The sequence below is a fragment of the Pseudomonas brassicacearum genome (assembly GCF_003732225.1).
In the GTDB taxonomy this organism is placed as follows: Bacteria; Pseudomonadota; Gammaproteobacteria; order Pseudomonadales; family Pseudomonadaceae; genus Aquipseudomonas; species Aquipseudomonas brassicacearum_E.
On sequence record NZ_MOBJ01000010.1, the window covers coordinates 115,120 to 133,232 of the forward strand.

General features: G+C 55.8%; 15 protein-coding genes and 2 pseudogenes. 9 read left to right on the plus strand and 8 right to left on the minus strand.

From position 1 onward, the window contains the following. Nucleotides 1-114: 114 nt before the first annotated feature. Nucleotides 115-1,512, minus strand: a complete 1,398-nt coding sequence (locus tag BK659_RS17145) for a NorM family multidrug efflux MATE transporter (protein WP_123426328.1) — start codon at nucleotides 1,510-1,512, stop codon at nucleotides 115-117. A gap of 158 nt (nucleotides 1,513-1,670) precedes the next feature. On the opposite strand from BK659_RS17145, the gene BK659_RS17150 reads away from it, so the two are divergent. Both BK659_RS17150 and BK659_RS17155 read left to right on the plus strand, forming a co-directional pair. Continuing rightward, nucleotides 1,671-2,591 carry a LysR substrate-binding domain-containing protein gene (locus BK659_RS17150; protein ID WP_123426193.1) on the plus strand — a complete coding sequence of 307 codons (921 nt, stop codon included), beginning with the start codon at nucleotides 1,671-1,673 and terminating at the stop codon, nucleotides 2,589-2,591. A 153-nt stretch (nucleotides 2,592-2,744) separates the two neighbouring features. Next, nucleotides 2,745-3,959 (plus strand): aldose 1-epimerase family protein, encoded by a 1,215-nt coding sequence (locus tag BK659_RS17155; protein WP_123426194.1) that lies wholly within the window; start codon nucleotides 2,745-2,747, stop codon nucleotides 3,957-3,959. 108 nt (nucleotides 3,960-4,067) lie between these two features. On the opposite strand, the gene BK659_RS17160 is transcribed toward BK659_RS17155, so the two are convergent. Together BK659_RS17160 and BK659_RS17165 are read right to left on the minus strand one after the other, a co-directional pair. After that, a complete protein-coding gene (locus tag BK659_RS17160; protein ID WP_148050441.1) occupies nucleotides 4,068-5,537 on the minus strand; it encodes a DUF2235 domain-containing protein in 1,470 nt (489 codons plus the stop codon). A gap of 114 nt (nucleotides 5,538-5,651) precedes the next feature. Further along, a pseudogene (locus tag BK659_RS17165) lies at nucleotides 5,652-6,362 on the minus strand (ATP-binding protein); the annotation flags it as partial. Between the two features lie 256 nt (nucleotides 6,363-6,618). Here BK659_RS17165 and tcmP point away from each other — a divergent pair. From tcmP to BK659_RS17180, 3 genes are all read left to right on the plus strand, one after another. Further along, nucleotides 6,619-7,776, plus strand: a complete 1,158-nt coding sequence (tcmP, locus tag BK659_RS17170; protein WP_123426196.1) for a three-Cys-motif partner protein TcmP — start codon at nucleotides 6,619-6,621, stop codon at nucleotides 7,774-7,776. 240 nt (nucleotides 7,777-8,016) lie between these two features. Further along, complete coding sequence (locus tag BK659_RS17175; protein ID WP_123426197.1) at nucleotides 8,017-8,760, plus strand: phage Gp37/Gp68 family protein; 744 nt, start codon at nucleotides 8,017-8,019, stop codon at nucleotides 8,758-8,760. A gap of 17 nt (nucleotides 8,761-8,777) precedes the next feature. After that, entirely contained in the window at nucleotides 8,778-10,094 is a 1,317-nt protein-coding gene (locus BK659_RS17180; protein WP_123426198.1) for a three-Cys-motif partner protein TcmP, read from the plus strand. 206 nt (nucleotides 10,095-10,300) lie between these two features. On the opposite strand, the gene BK659_RS17185 is transcribed toward BK659_RS17180, so the two are convergent. The 3 genes and pseudogenes from BK659_RS17185 to BK659_RS17195 form a co-directional block, all read right to left on the minus strand. Further along, the gene (locus BK659_RS17185) at nucleotides 10,301-11,791 is read right to left on the minus strand and encodes a YifB family Mg chelatase-like AAA ATPase (protein ID WP_123426199.1); all 1,491 of its coding nucleotides are present in this window, start codon (nucleotides 11,789-11,791) and stop codon (nucleotides 10,301-10,303) included. A gap of 480 nt (nucleotides 11,792-12,271) precedes the next feature. Next, nucleotides 12,272-12,529: pseudogene (locus BK659_RS28040) on the minus strand (BRO-N domain-containing protein); the annotation flags it as partial. Nucleotides 12,530-12,908: 379 nt separating this feature from the next. After that, nucleotides 12,909-13,169 (minus strand): accessory factor UbiK family protein, encoded by a 261-nt coding sequence (locus tag BK659_RS17195; RefSeq protein WP_010465113.1) that lies wholly within the window; start codon nucleotides 13,167-13,169, stop codon nucleotides 12,909-12,911. Nucleotides 13,170-13,583: 414 nt separating this feature from the next. Between BK659_RS17195 and glnK the strand changes: the two genes are divergently transcribed. From glnK to sutA, 4 genes are all read left to right on the plus strand, one after another. Then, nucleotides 13,584-13,922, plus strand: coding sequence for a P-II family nitrogen regulator (glnK, locus tag BK659_RS17200; RefSeq protein ID WP_002555808.1), 339 nt, complete (start codon nucleotides 13,584-13,586; stop codon nucleotides 13,920-13,922). Between the two features lie 33 nt (nucleotides 13,923-13,955). Then, nucleotides 13,956-15,293, plus strand: coding sequence for an ammonium transporter (locus BK659_RS17205; RefSeq protein ID WP_123426200.1), 1,338 nt, complete (start codon nucleotides 13,956-13,958; stop codon nucleotides 15,291-15,293). Between the two features lie 213 nt (nucleotides 15,294-15,506). After that, complete coding sequence (locus BK659_RS17210; RefSeq protein WP_123426201.1) at nucleotides 15,507-15,932, plus strand: secondary thiamine-phosphate synthase enzyme YjbQ; 426 nt, start codon at nucleotides 15,507-15,509, stop codon at nucleotides 15,930-15,932. A gap of 102 nt (nucleotides 15,933-16,034) precedes the next feature. Further along, nucleotides 16,035-16,361, plus strand: coding sequence for a transcriptional regulator SutA (gene sutA / locus BK659_RS17215; protein WP_019694242.1), 327 nt, complete (start codon nucleotides 16,035-16,037; stop codon nucleotides 16,359-16,361). Nucleotides 16,362-16,508: 147 nt separating this feature from the next. On the opposite strand, the gene BK659_RS17220 is transcribed toward sutA, so the two are convergent. After that, entirely contained in the window at nucleotides 16,509-17,216 is a 708-nt protein-coding gene (locus BK659_RS17220) for an HAD family hydrolase (protein WP_123426202.1), read from the minus strand. Next, nucleotides 17,213-18,112, minus strand: a complete 900-nt coding sequence (xerC, locus tag BK659_RS17225) for a tyrosine recombinase XerC (RefSeq protein WP_123426203.1) — start codon at nucleotides 18,110-18,112, stop codon at nucleotides 17,213-17,215. Before xerC ends, BK659_RS17220 begins: the two co-directional genes overlap by 4 nt. Between the last annotated feature and the right edge of the window lies 1 nt (nucleotide 18,113).

Consider the following 18,113-nt stretch of genomic DNA (forward strand, 5'->3'; position numbering starts at 1 on the left):
GCAGCCGGTCGACGCTCGATTGCTCGCGATAGCGGTATGACAGTCACTGCATAGGTGTCTGATCTATCGTCATCGCGAGCAATCGAGCGTCGACCGGCTGCTCCCACAGGGATCTCATTCTGTCTGGGGAATCTCGAAGCTCGGCTGTGAAGCAGGCTCACGCCGGATCATCCGCTTCATCTTCCATTCGAACGCCAGCGTCAGACTCACGGCCGAGCAGGCCAGCCCCAGCGCCAGACCCCACCAGACGCCGGTCGGCCCCCAATTGAGGTGGAAAGCCATCCACCACGCAGCCGGTGCGCCGATCAGCCAATAGCAGGCGAGGCCGACCAGGAAAGTGGTCTTGGCGTCCTTAAGCCCACGAATACAGCCCATGGCGATGGTTTGCGTGCCGTCGAAAAATTCGAACCATGCCGCCACCATCAACAGGCTCACCGCAAGGTTGATCACCTCGCGAAACGCCGGGTCGTTTTGGTCCAGGAATAGCCCCACCAGTTGATTGGGCAGCAGCCAGAAGACCATGGCAAACCCGAGCATCGCCGCGCCACCAAAGGCAATCCCGACCCGCCCGGCCAAGCGTGCATCGAGCAATTGCCCGGCACCGTAATGCTGGCCGATGCGCATGGTGATCGCATACGACAATCCCGCCGGAATCATGAACGCCACCGAGACGATTTGCAGGGCGATCTGATGCGCCGCCAATTGCGTGCTGCCCATGGTGCCCATGCACAACGCAGCGAATGCAAACAGGCCGACCTCTACCGCGTAGGTGCCGCCAATCGGCAGGCCCAGACGCCACAGTTCGCGCAGGTACTGGCGATTGGGCCGTGACAGGCCTTTGCGCAGCGGAAACGCGTCATAAGCCGGGTGCCGGCGAATATGCCAGGCCAGGCCCAGTGCCATGCAGTTGGCGACGATGGCCGTGACCAGGCCGATCCCCATCAAACCCATTTTCGGCAGGCCGAACATACCGGTGATCAACGCATAGTTGAGCAGGAAATTGGCCACGGTCCCGATAAGGCTGATGACCATCACCGGCGTCGTCCGGCCGATGGCGCTGGTAAAGCCGCGCAAGGCCATGAAACTCAGGTAGCCGGGCAGGGCGAACGGCAGAATCAACAGGAACTGGCCGGCCGCGTGTACGTTGCTTTCGGTCTGGCCGAACAGCAGCAACACCGGTTTGAGGTTCCACAACAGCAAACCCGCCACCAAGGCCATCAACCACGCCAGCCAGAGCCCGGCCTGGGTCAGCCGCGTGGCGCCTTCGATGTCGCCGGCACCCTGACGGATCGCCACCAGCGTGCCGACCGCGGCAATCACGCCGAGGCAGAAAATCGACACGAACGAATAGCTCGCCGCGCCCAGACCGCCACCGGCCAATGCCTCCGGACTGAGCCTGGCCATCATCAAGGTATCGGTGAGGATCATCAGCATGTGCGCCAACTGTGAGGCAATCAACGGCCCCGCCAGCCGCAGGATGGCCCAGAGTTCGGTACGTGCTGGATGCTGCATGATCATCACGCTCATTTAGTCAGACAAATCGGGAAGGGTTGATTCTCGGCGCTCGCAAGCGTTTGCACAAAGGGATAAAAACGATTGCTCGCATGATTAAAACTCATGCTAGAGAGTTTCTGATAAGGTTTCAGGGTCGCGCTATAGGAGCTTTCCTGATGTCTCGTCGTCTTCCTCCGCTTTATGCCCTTCGCGCTTTCGAGGCCGCGGCGCGGCACAGTTCGTTTACCCGTGCGGCTGAAGAACTGTCGATTACCCAAAGTGCCGTCAGCCGACATGTGCGTACGCTGGAGGAGCATTTTGCCTGTCGGCTGTTTCAGCGCAGCGGGCGTAATCTGCAACTGACCGAGGCCGCGCGTTTGCTGCTGCCGGGCGTGCGTGAAGGCTTTGGCGCGCTGGAGCGGGCCTGCAATACCCTGCGCGCCGAAGATGACGTCTTGCGCATGAAAGCCCCTTCGACCCTGACCATGCGCTGGCTGCTGGCGCGACTCAGCCGCTTCCGGCATTTGCAGCCGGGCAACGAGGTGCAGCTGACCAGCGCCTGGATGGACGTCGATTCGGTGGACTTCAATCACGAACCGTTTGATTGCGCCGTGTTGCTGAGCAACGGGCACTTTCCACCGGACTGGGAAGCCAGTTATCTGTTCCCGGAGCTGCTGATCCCGGTCGGTTCGCCGAATCTGTTGAATGATCAGCCGTGGGATGTCGAGCGGCTGGCCAGCACTGAATTGCTCCACCCGACTCCCGACCGGCGTGACTGGCGCAGTTGGCTGGAGCGCATGGGCCTGTCCGAGCAGGTATCGCTCAAGGGCGGGCAGGTGTTCGATACGCTGGAACTGGGGATGATCGCCGCCGCCCGAGGTTACGGGGTGTCGATGGGCGACTTGCTGATGGTGGCCGAAGATGTGGCTCAGGGGCGTCTGAGTTTGCCGTGGCCAACCGCCGTTGCGAGCGGTCTGAATTATTACCTGGTCTGGCCGAAAACCCGCCCTGGCGGTGAACGTTTGCGCCGCCTCAGCGATTTTCTCCAGGGCGAGGTCCAGGCCATGGAATTGCCGGATGTCGAGCGCCTCGGCTGAATCAATATGGTCGCCACAATGGCGGCGTTGCTAGCTGCTGATCGAGTGGGAGTGAGCCAAGTGATGGTTTGCGGTAGTTATGCCGTTTTTAAGCTTGCTGAAACGTTTCATCAGCGCTATAAAAACTGCACAACTCCAAGAAAGGCGCTTCTCATGATCCCGCTCAAACTGCTCGTCACTCTCGGCGCAATGACTGCTGCCTCCCACGTCATGGCTTGGGATTACGTGCTGCTCGACACCGACAAGGCTGCCCAGAACCAGCAGATCACCAGCCAGCAGCTCGGTGTTAAAACCGACAAACCCTTCTCCGTGACCCTGCGCACCCTGCACGGCGGTCGGCAGGAGGGCGTTAGCATCGTCGACATTGATAACGGCACGATGAAACTCTCGGTGGTGCCGACCCGTGGGATGAACGTCCTGCAGGCGTCGGTAGGTAATGTGCGCATGGGTTGGGATTCGCCGGTCAAGGATGTGGTCAATCCATCCTTCATCGAACTCAACGGCCGCGGCGGACTGGGCTGGCTGGAAGGCTTCAACGAACTGGTCGCGCGCTGTGGCTACGAATGGGTCGGCCATCCCGGCATGGACAACGGCGAACTGCTGACTCTTCATGGGCGCGCCGCCAACATCCCGGCCAGCAAAGTCACTTTGCACATCGATGAAAAGCCACCCTATGCCATCAGCCTGCGCGGCGAGCTGAAAGAACAGGCGTTCAAGAAAGTCGACTTCTCGGTGATGACTGAACTGGTCACCGAACCCGGCAGCGTGCGCTTCGCCCTCAACGACACCCTGACCAACAACGGCGACTATCCGAAGGAATACCAGGCGCTCTACCACAGCAACTTCAGCACCCCGTTCCTGGAACAGGGCGCCCGCTTCGCCGCGCCGGTGAAACAGGTGTCACCGTTCAATGACAAGGCCAAAGGGGATTTGCCCGACTGGCAAACCTACCGCGCGCCGACCAAGGACTACGACGAGACGGTTTACAACGTCGTGCCGTATGCCGATACCAAGGGCGACACGCTGGCGGTGCTGCATAACAAGGCGGGCAACCTCGGGGTGTCGGTTGGCTTTAACACCTGGCAATTGCCGGTGTTCTCCCTGTGGAAAAACACTGATACCCAAGGGCAGGGGTATGTCACGGGGCTGGAGCCGGGGACGAGTTTTTCCTACAACCGCCGGTATCAGCGGCCACTGAACCTGGTGCCGATGATTGCGGCCAAGGAACAGAAGCAGTTCCAGATCAGCTACAGCTTGCTGGCGGATAAAGCGGCTGTGGATAAAGCGTTGGCGCGGGTGAGCGAGATTCAGGGGACGCGGGAGACTGAGGTGCGGCAAGCGCCGTTGGTGGATCTCACAGATAAATAGGTAAGGGACTGATAGATTTAGTGATTCGGTTGTTGGCGAGGGTGCGGCAAACCGATGTGCGCAGAACCGCTTTTAAACGGTCTCTGCGCCAGCTTTAACGGCCAGTGGTTATCGGAAAGACGAACAGCCCACAAACTCATTGACTTTGGTTATCTTTGTGAGCGGAAAGTCGATGCTATCGACCCATACATTATCGACAAAAAAATTGTAGCGCCTGCCAGTTTTGATATTCATGTACGTCACGTCAACGCTGGTCTCATTGCGCTTGATTTTTTTAGCAACCTGCTTGGGGAGTATCAGAGTATTTTTTCCACCAGCAACATATTCAAATTTGAATACTGTTTCGCCCTTGTTATTTTTTTCAAGAAACGAAACGGAAGAACGTAGTGTGTCCGAGACGCTCATTAATTTCAGGTTTTCATCACCAAGTTTTCGAGCTTTAAAACCAAATGTTGGATATTCCGTCGTGCTGGTAACCCACCATTGATTATTGTTGCGCTCGGCCAATCGATTGTTGCTGTCCCTGATATCCCGATACTCCGATGGCTCTAGCTCCGCGGAAGTGACGGACCTAGTTTTCCTTACGATTTTAGGCACCGTACCCGCGCCGGAAATTTGCAGCAGTTTGTCGAGAAGGCCACGTGAGTCATGCTTACCGTCAAGCATGGGGTTATTCGAATTTTCAAAACATCTGTCGGACGTGAAACCCAGCTGCGCCAGTAGGATGTCGTTCATCATTCTGTACGAGTCCCCTACACCTCCGAGGTAGGACATGCCTATGTCGGAATGAGCTCCTGGTAAATAAATAGTTTTGATTCGTGATACATAATAATCAGCCGTATTGTCCAGCGCAGTGACGGCATCTACGTCCACAGGAAACAGGCCGCGTGGTTCATCCATCGCCACGAAATGCAGCGAGTAATTTACGCTTTTCGGTAAACCAAGTTTCATCCTGCGGCCGATGTTGGTAGAAACCGTGTCGTACAGTAACGTATAAAATCGCAGTTTGGGTGGCTGATGACCATCCACACCCGGATACCGGTGAGCCCACTCTTCATCAACGATGTTCATGAAGTGCCGGGCGCTTGCCGCTCCCCTGCTGAAGCCAGTCACAAACACTCGTAACTCAACTTCTGGGGTTGTCTGTATGATTTCATCGGTCTTGGAAAACAGATCTCCTTTTGCCTCTTCGGCGATTTTTTCCATACTCAGACCCAACGCGGCATCCAGGTTGTCTACGTCTTTTGCCTGCATCCCCACACCACGGTAATAGTGACGCGGCCCGGAAGTCTTTCCTGCGATATAAGCAACAATGGTTGGTCGTTCGTCGCTGGGTACTCTGTTTAAATCGTTTAATGTTCCGTCAAAAGCGAAGCTAATAATCTTTGAAGGCGGTGAGTCGCCAGCTTCCGGCTGGATGTTAGGCGCGACCATGTCTCTTTGCGCTTTGTCGATCAGACCTGTATCTGTCGGGGCTATGGGGATTTGCGTGCTGCCAGAGAAGAATTGGGCTGTGCTGCAACCGGTAAGCCCTGCTATGAAAACTAGTGATGCTCTAAAAAGCCATTTTGATAACATGTTCTTCCCTGAGAGTCAGACGAATAGACTTGATGGCCATTATTATGCCTTCAAAAAAAGGCCGACGGCTGTCTTCTTTAATAGGATTTTTTTTGATGGAGTGGGCGTCGAATATCATGGGCGATATTGCAATGCCTCAGCCAAGTGCTCCCGACTGGTTCGATCGAGCTGTTGAAGGTCCGCTAGGGGGCGCGCGACCTTGAACAGTCGGGGGGCCGCTCGTAGTGACAAGGTTAATCGTTCGCGCGCGGTTTCCAGCCAGTTTTCGTCGGCTGTGGATAACGTGCATTGTCGGCGCAAACCCGGCAGGTCGAGGAAGGCATTGGCACAGCCTTGGCGTTGTTGCTGGCGGTCCCGGGCTTTGGCGACGATGAGCGCCGCGCTGGCTGTGTCATCGCCAACTTGCTGCGCGGGGTTGAGCGCGGAGGCTTCGCGGGCGACGGTCAGGTGCAAGTCGATACGGTCAAGCAGCGGTCTGGAGAGCTTGTTGCGGTAGCGCTGGATCTGACCCGGTGAGCAACGACATCGACCGCTGGGTTCGCCAAGATATCCACAGGGGCAGGGTTTCATTGCAGCGACCAAATGGAAGTGTGCAGGGAAACGCACACGGTTGCGGGCTCGGGATATGACGATCTAGCCAGACTCCAGCGGCTCTCTCAATACTTCCAGAACCTTGCGATCAAATTCCGGGAGCTTATCGAGGAGCAGCGCGTCATGGTTGGCGAGAGTGATTTCACCGGGATGTGGTTTCGAGCCTCTGTAGGTTTCGGAAATAAATGCGATTGAGTTAGCTGATAGCCCGAGCTCTTCGGGAGGTCTGTACGGAATTAGATGCGACTAATTGTGCAAATAGCTGCGAGCAAGTCCATTTCTATACGCAATTGATGCGAATGTCCTCGGTGCTCCCAGTTCAGTTATGACCTACAGGAAAATCCCTTTGAAGGCTCAACTCGCAGTGCCACAAGACGGTCGGTAGGTGGGACACAAAAAAGAAGGTCGCCCACCATATGGGTTCTCCTATTCGCGCAGTGGGTTTTCTAGGGTAGTGTTCGCTCCAGGGCACAAACAAGGGAGCAATATTTTGCCTATACCAAAGGAATACCACGGTCGCGAACAGGCGTACGTTAAACATACAATTTTGCAGACGTACCTTCAGCGCCTGTTCATGATTATTGGGCGCAAGGAGTCCGTCATCAACTATGTTGATTGCTTCGCCGGCCCTTGGTCTGAGGAGTCAGACGATCTAAAGGATACGTCTATTGGAATCTCCCTTCGTCAGATGAAGGAGTGTGCGGACGCACTAAAAAGTCAGTTTGGAAAAGATATAAAATTCCGAGCGCTATACATTGAGAAAGATAAAAAAGCATTTGGAAAGCTCGATAGCTTTTTAGCTGGGAAGAAACACGTACCCGTTGAAGCCTCATGCATTTATGGTGACTACACCACAAAAATTGACGAGATCGTTCGATGGGCATCAGGAAACTTTACCTTTTTCTTTATTGACCCAAAAGGTTGGAAGACGGTTGTAAGTGCGCCTGTACTGGCTCCGCTCCTGGCTCTGAATAAGGTCGAGTTTCTGATTAACTTAATGTACGATTTTTTTAATCGTGCACTGTCAATGAAACCACATCAGTCCGATGTTGAGGCGTTGTTAGGAAGGCGTATCGATCTAACGGGGTCAGAAACCTCATCCGAGCGTCAGGCTCTTGTGATTTCTCAGTATCGAAAAGTTGTCGGCGAGCTATACGGCGGAAAAACAACGTATGTCTCTGTTGAACGCCCAGGCATGGAGCGCGTGCTGTATTTTCTCGTATACCTGACTCGTCACCCTCTCGGAATTATTGTATTTAAACAAGCTGCCGAACAAATGGAGATGGTACAGCGTGTTAGCCATTTCGAAGCCAGGTTAAGGGCGCAGATAAATAAATCGCCCATAGGTGATCTCTTTGGTTCGGATCAGGATATTTTTACTGTTGATAAGCCAGAGGATAATCGGCTGGCAGCTAGAGACTTCTTATTAAGCAGGCTTTCTTCTACTCCTCTTCTGATTGATTTTGAATGTTGGTCTGACTTTCTGGAGCAAACAGACTTGTATCCTACGGATCTGCAACTGGCTTTTAAGGAGCTAGCGAAGGAAGGGCGAATTAAGAATCTAGACGCCGATGTTAGCAGGCGAAGTAAATACCCAGTTAAGCCCAACTGGTCTCGGAAAAGCGAACGCTGGTCAATTACTGGCTGACCGCTTTTGGAGCGGATTGGCGATAATTAAGGTATTTTTACTGCAAAAATACGCTGGCAAGGTTGTCAACGAGTCAGCGTCACCATGGCACCTTCCGAATTTGTTTATGGCTACGATTTTCCCTGACTATATGAGTCGAGAGGACAACAATAGGGTGAACTCGGTGAGTCTCATACGATGGCAATTTGACGTGCTTTGTAGCATCTTACTAATATCGCGCACGAAAGGAGTGGCAGTGCAATGAGTACCCAAACGAGCATTGAGTGGACCGAGATGACTTGGAACCCGGTGGTGGGGTGCACCAAGGTGTCGCCGGGCTGCAAACACTGCTACGCGGAGAACATGGCCCACCGCCTGCAGGCTATGGGCACGCCTGGCTATGAGAATGGCTTTCGCCTGAGCTTACGTCCGGAGAAGCTCCAGGAACCGCTGCAGCGTAAGAAGCCGACTATTTATTTCGTTAACTCGATGTCCGATCTGTTCCACGAACAGGTGCCTGACGCGTACATCGACCAAGTTTTCGACGTTATCCGGCTGGCTTCCCAGCATACCTTCCAGATTTTGACCAAGCGCGCCGAACGACTTGCCGACTATTTCAGTACTCGGGCTACACCAGACAACGCTTGGTTGGGCGTGTCTGTGGAGGATCAAGCCTACGGCGTGCCGCGTATTGATTGCCTGCGCAGGGTCGATGCGACTATTCGTTTTCTCTCGGCTGAGCCTCTTCTGGAAGACTTGGGTGAGATAGACCTCACTGACATTCATTGGGTGATAGTCGGCGGCGAGTCAGGTGCGAAGGCCCGTCCTATGCAGCAGGAATGGGTCGACAACATACACCGTCAGTGCGATGCGTCCGGCTCGGCGTTCTTCTTCAAACAGTGGGGAGGCTGGGGTGCTGACGGGGTAAAACGCTCCAAGAAAGCCAATGGTCGCCTCTTGAACGGCCAGACCTGGGATGAGATTCCCTTGTTAAACCTAGCCTGAGCTAGAAAGGATTTCGAGTGGCCAAGGAAGAAAAGTACAAGTGGGATCTCTCGGCTGGAATCTATCCACGTATAGATCCTCATAGCAAAATTAAACACCAGATTATTCAGGACTACATTCGCTCTTATATCACTGTTGTCATGAGTAATCAGCAGATTCCGCGGATCGGCATAAATATTGTTGATGGCTTTTGTGGTGGTGGTATTTATAAAGATGATGGCGGGCGTGGTGATCACTTCGGATCACCCATTATTGCTTTGGATGCGGTTCGGGAGACTGTCGCTGAAATCAATATCCAGAGAAATATGCCGCGGGAGGTGCTCGCGCAGAATTTTTTCATCGATATAAAAAAGGACAATATCGATTACTTGAATGCTGTACTCGCTACTAAGGGCCATGGGCACCGCTTGGGCAGTGATATTTTTACGCTGAAATCAAGGTTCACTGATGCACTTCCTAGCGTTATTAAGAAAATTCAGGAATTTAAGTTCTCAGAGCGATCTTTATTTTTACTCGATCAATATGCTTATAAGGATGTTCCGTTTTCGAGTATCCGGACGATCTTTAAGAGCCTAGCCAATGCGGAAGTGTTGTTGACGTTCAACGTGGATAGCTTGATTGACTACCTGTCGGAGCGTGAAGAAAATAAGAAGGCGCTGCAAAATATTGATCTTGAAAAATACATTCCTTGGGAGAAATTACGCTCGCTCAAGGCGACGATGCGGCATGAGTGGCAGCATCTTATTCAACGCTTTCTGGCTGAGGGTATTTTAAAAGAAAGTGGCGCTGACTTTATGACCGTTTTCTTTATTACACCTGGTGGCCATAACCCACGAACCTACTGGTTTATCCATTTGGCAAAAAGTTATCGTGCCAATGCGGTGATGAAACAAATACATTGGAAGTATGGCAATAATTTTTCGCACTCAATGACGCCTGCATTATTTGTTGGGTATGACGCCAATAAAGATATACATGTCACGGATCAATATGCGCTTGGTTTTGGGCAGGAACACCACTTTAGCGGCGTTACGGGGAAACGCATAGAGGCTGAACTTTCTGAGTTTTTACCCAAGAAAATATATGATCAGCCGCAACTATCTTTTTCTCAGATGATGATCGGCATGGCTAATAATACAATGGCCGATGAAAAAATAGTAAAGCAGTCGCTGCACGGCCCGATCATGAATGGCGATATCGAGGTTTACGATAAAGACAGTCGTACAAGGCGGCGCAAAGGAAGCAGCATCAAATCGAGCGACATTATTATTCCATCACCTCAGAGAACGATTTTTTTCATTCCCTCAGCACCTTATTTAAAGCTTGACGTATAGCCAGTTGCTTTCTGTTCTTTCCGAGCTTTTTGGGTCTTGAGTCTGTTCATGCGGGTTAAGTCGAACCATCTGTCACCTAGGAATACACTTTAGAGCTCAGGGGCGAGCTAACGTCTAGTCCTCATTCTTTACATAAATAATTTATAACCGTTTTTCGGCATAATTTTGACAGGGAGGGAGGTGTTTCATAGAAATCAAAGAGATTTCTATGACTGTGGCCGATACTGTAACGCCTCGGCCAGATGCTCGCGGGTGATGCCATCGACCTGCTCAAGGTCCGCCAGTGTTCGCGCTATCTTGAGCAGCCGATGGGCCGCCCTCAGCGACAAGGTCAATCGTTCGCACGCGGTTTCCAGCCAGGTTTCGTCGGCTGTGGATAACTTGCAGTGTCGGCGCAGGCCCGGCAAATCGAGGAAGGCATTGGCGCAGCCCTGGCGTTTGTGTTGCCGCTCCCTTGCGTCCGCGACCAGGGCTGCGGCGGTTACGGTGTCATCGCCGGGTTTTGGTGCCGGATTCAACGCCGTGACTTCGCGGGCAACCGTCAGGTGCAGATCAATTCGGTCCAGCAGCGGTCCCGACAGCTTGTTGCGATAACGCTGGATTTGGTCCGGAGAACAGCAGCAGCGTCCGCTCGGCTCGCCAAGATATCCACAGGGGCACGGGTTCATTGCGGCCACCAGTTGAAAGCGCGCGGGAAAACGTACGCGGTCACGGGCTCGGGAAATCACGATACACCCCGACTCCAACGGTTCCCTCAACACCTCCAGCACCTTGCGATCAAACTCCGGCAACTCGTCGAGGAATAGAACGCCATGGTGGGCGAGGGTGATTTCACCGGGCTGTGGTTTCGAGCCTCCGCCCACCAGTGCCGGGCCGGATGCTGAATGGTGTGGCTGGCGGAACGGTCGTTGAGGCCAATGGCTCAACGGCACACAACTGGTGACCGATTGAATCGCCGCGACTTCCAGCGCTTCGCTCTCGGCCAGTGGCGGCAGCAGCCCAGGCAAACGACTCGCCAGCAGGGTTTTCCCCGTTCCCGGTGGCCCGCTGAACAGCAGGTTATGAGCCCCCGCAGCAGCAATCAGTAATGCACGCTTGGCCGCAATCTGGCCCTGCACTTCATTTAAATCGGGGTAGGGTTTGCTGGCGTGGAGCAAACCGTTGGATACATACGGTTCTACGGGCGTGTGGCCATTGAAATGCGCGACCGCCTCCAGCAGATGATCCACTGCAATGACCTTTAATCCTGACGCCAGGCACGCTTCCTCGGCATTTGCCCGCGGCACCATCAACGATCGTCCGGCCTTGCGCGCCGCGAGTGCCGCCGGCAAGACACCACGAACCGCCCGCACCGCGCCTGACAGCGCCAGCTCTCCCAGACACTCCACATCATCCAGCGTCAGAGTCGGCACCTGCACACTGGCAGCCAGAATCCCAAGGGCGATCGCCAGATCGAAGCGTCCACCGTCCTTCGGTAAATCGGCCGGGGCGAGATTCAAGGTGATGCGCCGAGCCGGAAATTGCAGCCCGGAATTGATGATCGCACTGCGCACCCGATCCTTGCTTTCTTTCACCGCTGCCTCCGGCAAACCCACCATCGTCAGCGACGGCAAGCCGTTGGCCAGATGGACTTCTACGGTGACGGCGGGCGCTTCCACACCGACCTGGGCGCGGCTGTGGACGATGGCCAGAGACATGATCATTCCTTGAGCTGACGAGAACCGCTTCCTGCGGTGTTTTGAAGGGTAGTTGCGGCGTAGTGTTTTAGCGCGGCGGCTGAGGAGCGAAACCTTCGCAGGATGTTGCGGATGTCGGCGTATAGAGTGCGAGAGCGAAAAAAAACCGCCGTTTAGGCTAATGCCAGTCAGTTAAGAGAAATGCACAGCACTTTGACGTAATCCGGAGATGTTCGGCGCGTGCAGGATCGCCAAGATCGCGGCCTGCGGCAGCTCCTACGCCGAACAGTTGAATCCGTACGCAAATCCGTAGGAGCTGCCGCAGGCTGCGATCTTTTGGGGTAACCAACGCTTAACTGACTGGCATTAGCCATTTAGGCAGTTTCTTTGGATGGAGGACTCAAGCTCGTATACCTGCAAGCAGGCCAGTCGGCTCAAGTTCTTTGCCGCGAGTTGCACCGACTTCAAGGAATCGGCGCTGACTGGCAGAAACGTTGTCGGTTAAAGCGATTGCAGCATTCTCGAAGCCCGCTTCCACCACGGGGCATTGACCACACTTCGTGGCCGCTTCCCCTCCGGCAACATGTGTGGAACATCTTGCAACCGGATCCACGGCTGGTTGTTCCAGTGCAGCAAGCTCAGCGACATTCCTGGCCAGTTCAGCAGGCTCAGTATCGGGCGTTCGGTTGTGGCGGGTTGTTGGGCATCTCTGAGGGCTGGGACCACGTCGTGGGTCAGCCATTCCCGTAGGCCCCGGTAAGTCTGGATTTACCGGGGTTCCCGTCTCGGGCTGACCATCTCATTAGAGTGGCAGCTATACGCGGGTTGGCGAACCGGAGCAAAAGGAACCCGGCAGACCCGAAGATCTCCCACGCACAGCCGCCATGACTCGAGTCGACGGACAAAAAGAGCCCGCCATCGGATGGTCGTCGTGCACCTTAAGCTTTCCAGGTCGCCAAACCCAGTGGTGAACATTCAGCTGACGTGAGCTTAGGAACCGGGGCTTGGTGGTGCAATCGGAAAGCAGTGGTGGTTTTTGTAGGACTCAGCCTGGAAGTGGAGCTGAATCCGGAAATAGCAGGAGGGTCGTGCCGACCCTAATCGCGAGCAAGCTCGCTCCCACAGGGGATTTGTGGGGTCATTCAGCCGGTGGATTCAGCTTCGCTTCCAACTCGGCGACTTTTGCCTCAAGGCTCTCAAGGCGTGCCCGGGTGCGCGCCAGGACGACCATCTGGCTGTCGAATTCTTCTCTGCTCACTAGATCAAGCTTGCTGAAGCCGCTTTGCAGCAGGGCTTTGAACTGGCTTTCGATTTCGCTTTTTGGCAGCGGGGTTTCGCCGCTGAACAGGCGGGAGGCGGTGCCGCTCAGGGCATCGAGGAAGTCTTTGGGCGCGAGCATGGGAAATGTCCTGGAAACAATGGCCGGCAGTGTATCACGCAGTGTCTATAGTCAATGGCGCGGGCACGGGTGCACGCTTTTCGCGCATGTTGCCGGGCGTTGTCGCACCGTTGTTGTGCGTATTGGTGGTGGCGATTGGGCATTGGCGCCCGCGGTATCGACCAAGTGATTGAAATCAGTGGTTTTTCACGAGATGGCAAGCTTTCTGCTTAGTCCCTTGTGACCCATGCACTGATGCAGTCGCTGTGACGAATGCAGTGTGGCAGGCGGAGCGGGGAGTTTCGTCAGGAGCGGTTAACTGGCGTCAGTCGGAAGAGTAGGGCCGACGATGCGTTACAAAGCCAGGCACTGCGCTTAGACTTGAGTCGGGTTTGTTTTCCTGGGGCAAGTCCACCAATTCGGGAGAGAGTTTTCATGAAGCTAGTCACTGCCATCATCAAGCCGTTCAAACTGGATGACGTACGCGAGTCGTTGTCCGAAATCGGCGTGCAGGGCATTACCGTTACTGAGGTCAAAGGCTTCGGTCGGCAGAAGGGTCACACCGAGCTGTATCGCGGCGCGGAGTACGTGGTCGATTTCCTGCCCAAGGTGAAGATTGATGTCGCCATTGACGACAAGGATCTTGACCGGGTTATCGAGGCGATAACCAAGGCGGCCAACACCGGCAAGATTGGTGACGGCAAGATCTTCGTAGTCAATCTGGAACAGGCTATTCGCATCCGTACCGGCGAAACCGATACCGACGCAATCTAAGCCGCCAAACCCAACGCCCCAGGAGAAAACAAAATGACTCTGCGTAAATTCGCAGGGCTAGGAGCCCTGTTGTCCATCGTAATGCCCGGCCTGGCCATGGCGGCAGATCCGGTGGCTCCTCCAGTCCTCAATTCCGGCGATACCGCCTGGATGTTGACCTCTACTGCCCTCGTGCTGTTCATGACGATTCCGGGCCTCGCGCTGTTCTACGGCGGCATGGTTCGCTCCAAAAACGTTCTTTCGTTGATGATGCAGTGCTTCGCCATTACCGGCCTGGTCACCATCCTGTGGTTCCTTTATGGCTACAGCATGGCGTTTGACACGACTGGCATGGAAGCAAACGTCGTCAACCTCAATTCCTTTGTCGGCAGCTTCGCCAAGGCGTTCCTCGCCGGCATCACGCCCGCCAGTATTACTGGCCCTACGGCGCTGTTTCCCGAGGCAGTGTTTGTCACCTATCAGATGACCTTCGCGATCATCACCCCGGCGCTGATCGTCGGTGCCTTCGCCGAGCGGATGAAGTTCTCCGCAATGCTGGTGTTCATGGGCCTCTGGTTCACCGTGGTTTACGCGCCGATCGCGCACATGGTCTGGAGCGGTCCGGGTTCGCTGTTGGGCGACTGGGGCGTGCTCGACTTCGCGGGCGGCACCGTGGTCCACATCAACGCCGGTGTCGCAGGTCTGGTGGCGTGCCTGGTACTGGGCAAGCGCAAAGGCTTCCCGACCACGCCGATGGCTCCGCACAACCTCGGTTACACCCTGATGGGCGCCGCGATGTTGTGGGTCGGCTGGTTCGGTTTCAACGCCGGTTCCGCTTCAGCCGCCAACGGCACTGCCGGTATGGCCATGCTGGTGACTCAGATCGCTACCGCCGCAGCGGCCCTGGGCTGGATGTTCGCCGAGTGGCTGACCCATGGCAAACCTAGCGCACTGGGTATCGCTTCGGGCGTGGTTGCCGGTCTGGTTGCGATCACTCCGGCTGCGGGCACCGTTGGCCCGATGGGGTCGCTGATCATCGGTCTGGCAGCGGGCGTGGTGTGCTTCTTCTGTGCCACGACGCTGAAACGCAAACTGGGTTACGACGATTCCCTCGACGCCTTCGGCGTACACGGTATCGGCGGTATCCTCGGCGCGATTCTCACAGGTGTATTCGCGGCTCCGTCGCTGGGTGGCTTCGGCACCGTGACCGACATCGCGGCACAAGTCTGGATTCAGTGCAAAGGCGTGGGTTTCACGGTGATCTACACCGCGATAGCCACCTTCATCATTCTCAAGGTGCTGGACGCCGTCATGGGTCTGCGCATTTCCGAGGAAGAAGAGTCGGTGGGCATCGATCTGGCACTTCACAACGAGCGCGGCTACAACATGTAAGCAAGCGCATAAAAATTTGCCCGGCTTGCCGGGCATTTTTTTGTCTGGATTTTGTCTCTGAAAGTACGGCTGAAAGGTTTTTTCGTACACGTTTAGTGGTGTTTGTGGCGAGCGTTTTTCCGCGGCCAATGGCTTACATGATTGAAGGAATATTAGGGCCTTTGTTTTTTCCCAGAGCGCGCTAGAATGCGCCCCGAACGTGCGGAGAACTGTATGTGGCAACAGACTCTGATAACCCTGCAGGCACGGCCCCGGGGTTTTCATCTGGTAACGGACGAGTTACTCGCTGGCCTGCCTGAAATCAAGGCATGTCGGGTCGGTCTGTTGCATCTGTGGCTGCAGCATACCTCGGCGTCGTTGACCATCAACGAGAACGCCGATCCGGCGGTACGTCGCGACTTCGAACGGTTTTTCAATCGGCTGATCCCACAAGGAACAGCCGGCTATGAGCATAACGACGAAGGCCTGGACGACCTCCCGGCGCACTTCAAGGCCAGTTTGCTAGGCTGTCAGTTGAGTTTGCCGATAATGGCGGGCCGATTGGCGTTAGGTAGCTGGCAAGGTGTTTATCTGGGCGAACACCGCGATCATGGCGGTGCTCGCAAAGTCCTCGCCACCGTGCACGGTGAAGAGGCATAAACCGCTGGTTACCAGTGGATGTTGATTTTTTTCCGGCGGTCGTCGACAGACGACGAAGCTGGGCTATAACTAATCTGCTTTTCGCAAGTCATGAGGTAGAACATGAGCGACGATGATCTGGAAAACGACGACCTCGAAGTAGGCGACGAAGACGAGACCGAAGAAGGCCTGGAAGCAGCGGCGGAAGACGTTGCTGACGACGATGGCGGTGATGACACGCCGGTCCCGACCGCCAAAGGCAAGGCCAAGGCTGCGGTGTCGGTAGACGAGCTGCCGAGTGTCGAAGCCAAGAACAAAGAGCGTGATGCTCTGGCACGCGCGATGGAAGAGTTCCTTGCCAAAGGCGGCAAGGTTCAGGAAGTCGAGGCCAACGTGGTGGCGGATCCGCCAAAGAAGCCTGATAACAAGTACGGCAGCCGGCCTATCTAAGCGCCTGCTACGTGCTTGCTGAAAAAGCCCGCCGTCGCTGCGGGCTTTTTCATGGGTGAAACAAAAATCAAAAGATCGCAGCCTTCGGCAGCTCCTACGCCGATCAATGTAGGAACTGCCGCAGGCTGCGATCTTTTCAGGCACCACTCAAATCTTGGCCGTGTTCCACCGCGCCAGCAACGCTGGCAGCTCGGTCAAACTGCGAATCTCGGCATCTGGCGCCTTGTCGGCTTCCCACACCTTGCCCGCCGGGTTGAACCAGATCGCCCGCAACCCTGCCTGCTGAGCGCCGGCAATGTCATCGCCCGGATGATCGCCGATATGCACCGCGCTTTCTGCGGTCGCACCGCCGCGTTTCAGGGCTTCGTGGAACAGTCGGGCATCGGGTTTGGCGATGCCGATATCCTCAGCGCACAGGATGAACTTGAAGTAATCCGCCAGCCCCAGCCGCCGCACATCCGCATTGCCGTTGGTGACCACGCCCAAGGCGTAATGATTGGCCAGAATCTCCAGGGTCGGTTGCACCTCGGGGAAGATTTCCAGCTGATGCCGAGCATGCAAAAACACTTCGAAGCCTTGATCCGCCAGTTCGATAGCGTGCTCATGGGCGTAACCGGCTTCTTCCAGGGCATGGAACAGCACCCGGCGACGCAGGGCGCTGATGCGGTGCTTGAGGTTTGGTTCGTGACTCAATACCCGCTCACGAATGCTCCACAAGTGATCTACCGGCAAGGCACCGAGGTTCGGCGTGTGCTCGGCCAGCCACTGGCGCAGCACCGCTTCAGCGCTGTTGATCACTGGGGCGGTGTCCCACAGGGTGTCGTCGAGGTCGAAGGTGATCAGTTGGATTGTCATTGCTCATCGCCTTTGATGCGTTTGGCCCGTGGATGGGCGCTGTCGTAGACCGTGGCCAAATGCTGGAAGTCCAGGTGGGTATAGATCTGCGTGGTTTTGATGTCCGAGTGGCCGAGCAATTCCTGCACCGCGCGCAGGTCTTGCGAGGACTCCAGCAAGTGGCTGGCAAAGGAGTGTCGCAGCATGTGCGGGTGCAGGTTTTGCCCCAGTTCGCGCTCGCCGACGGCTTTGACCCGTGCCTGAACGGCCCGTGAGCCGAGGCGTCGGCCCTTCTGGCTGACGAATACCGCATCGTCCGCCGGGTTCGCCATGGCCCGTAGCGGCAGCCACAATTCCAGGGCTTCGCGGGCCTTCTTGCCGACCGGCAGCACTCGGGTCTTGCTGCCCTTGCCGAGCACTTGCACCAGACCATCCGCCAGATCCAGCTGTTCAAGGTTGAGCCCGGTCAGCTCCGACAGACGCAAGCCGGACGAGTAAAACAGTTCAAGAATCGCCTGGTCGCGGCGGGCCATGAAGTCGTCTTCAACGGCGCCATCGAGCAGTTGCAGCGCACGGTCGGTGTCGAGGGTTTTCGGCAGTCGGCGCTCGCCTTTGGGGGGCGCCAGGCCGTTGGCCGGATCGTGGTCGCAGAGGCCTTCGCGGTTCAGGTAGTTATAAAGCCCGCGTACCGCCGAGAGCAGCCGCGCCAGGCTGCGCGAGGATTGCCCTTGCGAGTGCAAGCGGGCGATCAGGCTGCGCAGGCGCTGGATGTCCAGCGAGGCCCAGCTGTCGATGTTCTGTTTCTTGCAGTGCGCCAGGACCTTGTTCAGGTCGCGCCGGTAGGCTTCAAGCGTGTGAGGCGACACCTGACGCTCACTGCGCAGGTGCTCGCAGTAGGCGTCCAGTTGTCGTTCCATG

Coding starts and splice junctions, on each gene's coding strand:
- BK659_RS17145 (WP_123426328.1), bottom strand. CDS start 1,512: ATGCAGCATCCAGCACGTACCGAACTCTGGGCCATCCTGCGGCTGGCG.
- BK659_RS17150 (WP_123426193.1), top strand. CDS start 1,671: ATGTCTCGTCGTCTTCCTCCGCTTTATGCCCTTCGCGCTTTCGAGGCC.
- BK659_RS17155 (WP_123426194.1), top strand. CDS start 2,745: ATGATCCCGCTCAAACTGCTCGTCACTCTCGGCGCAATGACTGCTGCC.
- BK659_RS17160 (WP_148050441.1), bottom strand. CDS start 5,537: ATGTTATCAAAATGGCTTTTTAGAGCATCACTAGTTTTCATAGCAGGG.
- BK659_RS17175 (WP_123426197.1), top strand. CDS start 8,017: ATGAGTACCCAAACGAGCATTGAGTGGACCGAGATGACTTGGAACCCG.
- BK659_RS17185 (WP_123426199.1), bottom strand. CDS start 11,791: ATGTCTCTGGCCATCGTCCACAGCCGCGCCCAGGTCGGTGTGGAAGCG.
- BK659_RS17195 (WP_010465113.1), bottom strand. CDS start 13,169: ATGCTCGCGCCCAAAGACTTCCTCGATGCCCTGAGCGGCACCGCCTCC.
- glnK (WP_002555808.1), top strand. CDS start 13,584: ATGAAGCTAGTCACTGCCATCATCAAGCCGTTCAAACTGGATGACGTA.
- BK659_RS17205 (WP_123426200.1), top strand. CDS start 13,956: ATGACTCTGCGTAAATTCGCAGGGCTAGGAGCCCTGTTGTCCATCGTA.
- BK659_RS17210 (WP_123426201.1), top strand. CDS start 15,507: ATGTGGCAACAGACTCTGATAACCCTGCAGGCACGGCCCCGGGGTTTT.
- sutA (WP_019694242.1), top strand. CDS start 16,035: ATGAGCGACGATGATCTGGAAAACGACGACCTCGAAGTAGGCGACGAA.
- BK659_RS17220 (WP_123426202.1), bottom strand. CDS start 17,216: ATGACAATCCAACTGATCACCTTCGACCTCGACGACACCCTGTGGGAC.
- xerC (WP_123426203.1), bottom strand. CDS start 18,112: ATGGAACGACAACTGGACGCCTACTGCGAGCACCTGCGCAGTGAGCGT.